The organism is Flavobacterium sp. (assembly GCF_021151785.1).
GTDB lineage: Bacteria > Bacteroidota > Bacteroidia > Flavobacteriales > Flavobacteriaceae > Flavobacterium.
Genome location: NZ_JAGKWP010000127.1, coordinates 1 through 5,679, shown reverse-complemented (window position 1 = coordinate 5,679; position 5,679 = coordinate 1). Strand labels below are relative to the sequence as shown.

The following is a 5,679-nucleotide window of genomic DNA, read 5'->3' as shown; positions in this document are numbered from 1 at the left end:
ATTTATACGTATTTAATTTATGCAAGTACTCATTACACAAATGACTTTTTTTCTTCTTGATTATAAAAAAGCCTTTTCAGAGTCGATTTCAAGGATTTTAAAATTAAATCGAAAAAACACTTGCGCAACCGAAAAGTTGCATATATTTGCAACCAATCAGTTGCTAATCCAAAAACGATAATATGAAACGAGATGTATTCCAGGCGATCGCTGATCCAACACGAAGAACCATTCTGGCCCTTATTGCACTGCAGGCAATGACACCGAATGCGTTGGCCGAACATTTCAATACATCCCGGCAGGCTGTATCAAAGCATCTTAAAATCCTTGTTGAATGTGAACTGGTACATCAAAAACAAACCGGACGTGAAATATACTATCAACTGGAAGTAACCAAAATGAAAGAGATCGACAACTGGCTTGCACAATTTAAAAAGTTGTGGGAAGAACGCTTCTCTCAACTGGATCAAGTATTACTCAACCTGAACACCAAAGAAAATGAAAAGTAGTTTATTCATGGATTTTTCCGTTGATAAAGGAAAAAATCAAATTAACGTTACACGAGAATTTGCTGCACCTCTTAAACACGTATGGGCAGCGTGGACAGAAAAAGAATTGCTTGATCAGTGGTGGGCACCAAAACCATGGAAAGCAAAAACAAAAGCACGGGACTTTAAAGAAGGCGGGTACTGGCTCTATGCCATGGTAGGTCCTGAAGGTGAAGAACACTGGGCAAGAGCAGATTTTAAATCCATCGATCCACAAAAGAAAATTGAATTACAGGATGCTTTTTGTGATGCATACGGTAAATTGAATATGGATTTTCCGCGCACCAAATGGAAAATTGCATTCAGCGAAACAACTGCTGGTACAACTGTGCAAGTAGAACTCACGTATGAAAAACTGGAAGATCTGGAAATGATTATTTCCATGGGCTTCAAAGAAGGCTTCTTAATGGCCCTCGAAAACCTGGATGGGGTTCTTGCTGCACAAAAATAAATCTATATTATTTGAAACAGCCTGCATACAACATGCAGGCTGTTATTTTTTATGAAATCGTCTCAATTTTCCCATCTATTTTTTACCTGCTTTTGTCGACGCTTTACAGTCTTCCATCTAGTATTTAGGTATCTTCCTTTTAACAAGCTTTTTGTACGTTTCATTTGTTGTACATAATTCGTTACTTGTTCAGGTAAACATTCATTTATGAAATTCATCTGCAATCTACTCCTATTTGTAGTTGTTGCATTCCTGCCCAATATTTCATTTGCACAGATTGAAACAACCACGCTGGAACAACTACAAGCTAAAACCATACAACCGGGAAACGACACACTCTACATCGTGAATTTCTGGGCAACCTGGTGCGGCCCGTGTGTGGCAGAACTTCCCTACTTTGAACAGGCGGCAAAAGATACAACCAATAAAAAAATTAAGATCCTGCTCATCAATCTTGACTTTGTTTCTGAGAAAGCCAAAGTAGAAGCATTTGTAAAAAAGAAGAACTTACAAAACAAGGTATACTCATTAAACGCCGGCGATCCCAACAAATGGATCGACCAGGTTGACAGCAGCTGGGATGGTGCCATTCCTGCAACTGTTTTCTATAAGAATGGTAAAAAGGTTTTCTTCCATGAAGGTGATCTCAACCAAACAGAACTGAACGAAAAAATAAAACTTCATCATTCATAATTCACCATATAAATTCTAATCCAATGAAAAAAATAATTGTATTCCTAGCCCTTAGCATCAGCATTGTGTTTGCATCTTTTATAACAGATGGAGGTTACCAGATTGGTGACAAAGCCATTGATTTCAAATTAAAAAACATTGATGACAAAACATTTTCACTTGCAGATAAAAAAGATGCAAAAGGTTTTATCGTTGTATTTACCTGCAATCATTGTCCGTATGCAATGAAGTACGAAGACCGTATCATCGCTCTAAACAATAAATATTCCAAGCTTGGTTATCCGGTTGTAGCGATCAATCCCAATGATGCTGTAGCTTACCCGGATGATAGTTTTGCCAATATGAAGAAAAGAGCAAAGGAAAAATCATTTACATTTCCCTATTTAGTTGACGAAACACAAGAGATTGCAAAAACATATGGCGCCAGCAAAACACCACATGTATTTGTTTTGAAGAAAGAAAATGCAGACCTGATTGTTAAATACATCGGAGCAATTGATGACAACACAGACAATGCTTCTGCTGTAACCGTGAAGTATGTGGAACAAGCGGTAGACGCATTACTGGCAGGTAAAGAAGTTCCAACGACTACAACAAAAGCGATTGGCTGTGGTATTAAGTGGAAAAAATAAGTATGATTAAAGAATTGCAGGATAAAAAATGATTATCTGCAGGCTTAATAATAAATAGTTATTCTAAACAGATTTCAATAAAACCAGTCTGATATTCATATCGACTGGTTTTACTGTTTATTTCTACAAGTGAAAAAAGCATGCTACCTGTTGCAACACTGATCCCAATCATGAAACGGGTTGCTTAGCCCAGGTATTTTTAGTATACTTAAAATACGATTCATTTCACAACCGTATAACTAACCTTATTTATGATGGCTCTCTTACATAAAAAATCCAGCCTGGTTATTTTTTTATTGACTAGTCTGCTGGCATTAAATTCCTGTAAAAAGAAAAAAGATTCCGATCCGGCACCAGGAAATACTGGACCTACGCTTACCTTATCCAAGGCACACGGTGTAGAAGGAATGTCTCTGGAAATTACCGGCGGCACATTCGGTACAACAGTGAGCGATATTGCTGTAACTTTTAATGGCGTTGACGCAACCGTTATAAGTACTACAGGAACCGCTATTCAGGTTGAAGTACCGGCAAGTAGCAGCGGCGCTGTAAAGGTTACCGTAAAGGGCACAACCTTTTCTTCCCAACCTGTATTCAGTTATGTAAACATGACCTGTGCCGACTTCGCTAAATTGCAATACAGTAATTTTACCATTACCAGCCAAACCAGCGGCACCATTAATTACACAGTAGATCTTAAAAACACAGGAACAAACCCACTTGATTTAACGCATGCTACTATCCAGAATTATACTTCTGCAGATAATAAATACGATAATTCAGACAATGCAGCCGGCGGATTTTCCATGTATATCGTAAATGGTGCAGATTATATATTAGAAGCTGGTGAAACCATTCATGTTAGTCATCATGCCAACAATTTAGCCGGTTCATACCTGATCGTAGAACTTAAGGCATATGTTGGGAATTACGTGGATTGCAACGATGCCAAACAATACATCGTTACAGCTAAATAAATTTTGCTATAGGCTGTAAAACAAAAAGTCTAGCTTATGGAAAGACTTTTTACAGCCTATAGCCCTTATTCTTTTATAAATTCATTGACCCGACCGTTACAATTACCTTGTATAGTTTACCGGCAGACTTACCACAAACTCACTACCTCCTCCATATTCCGTATGCAACTGAATATCTCCATTATGCTCACGGATAATTTCAAACGCAATGGACATTCCTAAACCCGCACCTTTACCAGCTTCTTTGGTAGAAAAAAACGGTTCAAAAACTTTTGCTTTAACATCGTCCGGAATACCGGTTCCATTGTCTTTAAAGCTAACATGTACTCTATGATTGTCGGCGTAAGCTGTAATAATAAGCCGTCCTTTTTCTTTACGTTCTTTATTTTCTTTAATGGAAAAAACAGCATTATTCAGGATGTTCATGAATACCTGATTTAATTTGCCCGGGTAACATTCTATCTGCGGAAGATCTGAAAAGTTTTTGATCACCTCGATCGAAGCTCCTGAAAACTCCGTATTCAGGAGAGTTAAGCTGGAATTAATTCCATCAAGGATGTTTGCGCGTTTAAAAACCTTTTCATCCGTTCTGGAAAATGCTTTAAGTCCTTGTACAATATCGGCGGTTTTCCCGGCTCCATCCTCAATGCCTTGCAATAAGCTTCCAATCTCTTTTTTCAAATACGCATAATCAATTTCATTTTTAAAAGAATTGATTTCAGATATTTCATTTTGAAAACCCGATAATGAATCTATGTTTTCATACTTCTGTATCAGTTCATAAATATCTTCAAGATCTTTCTTCAAGGGTTTCACATTGGATACAACATAATTAATAGGGTTATTTATTTCATGCGCAATTCCGGCAGTTAAATGCCCCAGTGAAGCCATCTTTTCAGAGCTCACCAATTGCTGCTGTGTTTGTTTTAAATCAGCAATCGTATCAGACAATTCTTTTGTTCGTTCTTCAACTTTTTTCTCTAACAGAATATTCTGGTTTTTAATAATGAGTTCATTCTGCAACAGAGCTTGTAAAACCTGAGCCTGTGATTCTTCTTTCTCTCTTTTTAAAATATTTATTCTGTCAGCCAAAGCAAAAGATAACAGTATTACTTCAAGTGCTGTTCCTGTTACCATGGTGTAATTGGTAAAATTATTAGCTGGCAGAATATCAAAATCTTTCAATACACTGATGATTATACCAAGCAACAAAGGTGTCCATGCTATTAAAAAGAACAATGCAGGTTTAAAGCCTCTTTTAAATATAACAATAGCGACCATAAGTATGTAGGCGCAAATCAAACCTGCATTTGTTAACACCAGAAAATAGCTGATGTTGAAATAACCTGCCAACGATAAAATTTCAGTTACTATATAAGCAAACGTAAAAATAAAAGAGCCTTTGTATAATATAGGTGTGTGTGTTTTCATTTGTAAAAATGTTTTTGCAAACTCCAATGCACTGATGCTGGCAATGCACGAAAACAAATAGACGCTTTGATTGGCCATCCACGGAGAAGTCGGCCACAGGTATTGAAATGAATATCCAAACAAGGATGCCTGTGCCATACCAATGGAGAAGACATATATGACGTACTTCAGATAAATAGAGTCTTTAAGGGTGAAGTATATAAACAGATTGAAAAAAAACATCACAAAGATGATTCCGCTATACATACCAAAAATAAATCCTTTGTCATGATTGGCGTCTAAAATCGATGTTGCAGAACCCAGTGTTACCGGTACGACTATTTCTTCGCCGCTTTTAAGGTGCAGGTAAACATTCTTTGTTTCTCCCTTTTGAATTGGAATCGAAAAAATATAAGTCGGATAATCATACATGCGCTTGCTGAACTTATATTGTTCACCGGCGTGATACGTATAGACAATCTTATTATTTTGTGGATTGACTACATAGATACTTATTTCATCTACGATTACCTGTCCATATTCTAAGAGCAGTTCCTTCAGGTCAGATTCATTTTGAATCGTAAACTTCACCCAAAAAGCTTTTGAAGAAATTCCCAGATTGGGAATGGTATTGCTGGCAGCAACGAATTTATCCGTTTGCATGACGTCCTGTATTGTACATGTATCAGCGGTATCTGTAAAAATTTCTGAATATCCACCTATGAGGATATTATCTGAGTGTTGATAATATTTAACTGTTTTTGAGTGGGAATAAATGGGTAAAAACAAAATCAACATCCACAGAACAATCCTCTTCATGCATTCTCAATTTAATAAACTAGCCATGCAAGAATAACATTAAGTGATTATATTATTCTTACATGAAAATAATTATTTAATCAGCATCAACAAACAAACGTTTAAAAAAATCAATGTTTTTTTTACAGTAAAATTGAAAGTAACAGTGT

At 36.6% G+C, this 5,679-nt stretch carries 6 protein-coding genes; 5 read left to right on the top strand and 1 reads right to left on the bottom strand.

Annotated features, from left to right (window positions below; genetic code table 11):
* The first annotated feature begins 182 nt into the window (after positions 1-182).
* From QZ824_RS10440 to QZ824_RS10420, 5 genes are all read left to right on the top strand, one after another.
* Positions 183-509 carry a metalloregulator ArsR/SmtB family transcription factor gene (locus QZ824_RS10440; RefSeq protein ID WP_291275956.1) on the top strand — a complete coding sequence of 109 codons (327 nt, stop codon included), beginning with the start codon at positions 183-185 and terminating at the stop codon, positions 507-509.
* Entirely contained in the window at positions 499-999 is a 501-nt protein-coding gene (locus QZ824_RS10435) for an SRPBCC domain-containing protein (RefSeq protein WP_291275955.1), read from the top strand. Before QZ824_RS10440 ends, QZ824_RS10435 begins: the two co-directional genes overlap by 11 nt.
* A gap of 207 nt (positions 1,000-1,206) precedes the next feature.
* Positions 1,207-1,692 carry a TlpA disulfide reductase family protein gene (locus QZ824_RS10430; protein ID WP_291275954.1) on the top strand — a complete coding sequence of 162 codons (486 nt, stop codon included), beginning with the start codon at positions 1,207-1,209 and terminating at the stop codon, positions 1,690-1,692.
* 23 nt (positions 1,693-1,715) lie between these two features.
* Positions 1,716-2,324, top strand: coding sequence for a thioredoxin family protein (locus tag QZ824_RS10425; RefSeq protein WP_291275953.1), 609 nt, complete (start codon positions 1,716-1,718; stop codon positions 2,322-2,324).
* A 251-nt stretch (positions 2,325-2,575) separates the two neighbouring features.
* Positions 2,576-3,301 (top strand): IPT/TIG domain-containing protein, encoded by a 726-nt coding sequence (locus QZ824_RS10420; RefSeq protein WP_291275952.1) that lies wholly within the window; start codon positions 2,576-2,578, stop codon positions 3,299-3,301.
* Between the two features lie 102 nt (positions 3,302-3,403).
* On the opposite strand, the gene QZ824_RS10415 is transcribed toward QZ824_RS10420, so the two are convergent.
* Positions 3,404-5,530, bottom strand: a complete 2,127-nt coding sequence (locus QZ824_RS10415; RefSeq protein WP_291275951.1) for a 7TM diverse intracellular signaling domain-containing protein — start codon at positions 5,528-5,530, stop codon at positions 3,404-3,406.
* Between the last annotated feature and the right edge of the window lie 149 nt (positions 5,531-5,679).

Coding starts and splice junctions, on each gene's coding strand:
- QZ824_RS10430 (WP_291275954.1), top strand. CDS start 1,207: ATGAAATTCATCTGCAATCTACTCCTATTTGTAGTTGTTGCATTCCTG.
- QZ824_RS10425 (WP_291275953.1), top strand. CDS start 1,716: ATGAAAAAAATAATTGTATTCCTAGCCCTTAGCATCAGCATTGTGTTT.
- QZ824_RS10420 (WP_291275952.1), top strand. CDS start 2,576: ATGATGGCTCTCTTACATAAAAAATCCAGCCTGGTTATTTTTTTATTG.
- QZ824_RS10415 (WP_291275951.1), bottom strand. CDS start 5,530: ATGAAGAGGATTGTTCTGTGGATGTTGATTTTGTTTTTACCCATTTAT.
- QZ824_RS10435 (WP_291275955.1), top strand. CDS start 499: ATGAAAAGTAGTTTATTCATGGATTTTTCCGTTGATAAAGGAAAAAAT.
- QZ824_RS10440 (WP_291275956.1), top strand. CDS start 183: ATGAAACGAGATGTATTCCAGGCGATCGCTGATCCAACACGAAGAACC.